We start from the raw sequence: 814 nt of genomic DNA, 5'->3' as shown, positions 1-814 counted from the left end.
TGGCTAAAGAAAAATTCGAACGTAACAAACCGCACCTGAACGTCGGTACCATTGGTCACGTTGACCATGGCAAAACCACGCTCACCGCTGCGCTGACCAAGGTCTGCGCGGAAACTTGGGGCGGCTCTGCGCGTGATTTCTCGCAGATCGACAACGCGCCGGAAGAGAAGGCTCGTGGTATCACCATCAACACCTCCCACGTTGAGTACGATTCCTCGATCCGTCACTACGCTCACGTTGACTGCCCAGGCCACGCTGACTATGTGAAGAACATGATCACCGGAGCTGCGCAGATGGACGGCGCGATCCTGGTTTGCTCCGCAGCTGACGGCCCGATGCCTCAGACTCGTGAGCACATTCTCCTGTCCCGCCAGGTTGGCGTTCCATACATTGTTGTCTTCCTGAACAAGGCTGACATGGTGGACGACGCTGAGCTGCTGGAACTGGTTGAGATGGAAGTTCGTGATCTGTTGTCGACCTACGACTTCCCGGGCGACGACACTCCGATCATCATCGGATCCGCGCTGATGGCTCTGAATGGCCAGGATGACAACGAGATGGGTGTTTCGGCCGTGCGCAAGCTGGTTGAGACTCTGGATAGCTACATTCCAGAACCTGAGCGTGCCATCGACAAGCCGTTCCTGATGCCGATCGAAGACGTTTTCTCGATCTCCGGTCGCGGTACCGTTGTGACGGGTCGTGTAGAGCGTGGCATCGTCAAGGTTCAGGAAGAAATCGAGATCGTTGGTATCCGTGCCACGACCAAGACCACCTGCACCGGCGTTGAAATGTTCCGCAAGCTGCTGGACGAAGG

The 814-nt window shown here is 56.6% G+C and carries 1 protein-coding gene; it reads left to right on the top strand.

Going from position 1 to position 814, the window contains the following annotated elements; translation table 11 throughout:
- Nucleotides 1–814 (top strand): elongation factor Tu (locus EA797_RS21610; protein WP_122169028.1); only part of this gene is annotated, 814 nt, incomplete at both ends.

The sequence above is a fragment of the Stutzerimonas zhaodongensis genome, assembly GCF_003696365.1.
Taxonomy (GTDB): domain Bacteria; phylum Pseudomonadota; class Gammaproteobacteria; order Pseudomonadales; family Pseudomonadaceae; genus Stutzerimonas; species Stutzerimonas zhaodongensis.
This window is presented reverse-complemented; position numbering and strand designations above follow the sequence as displayed.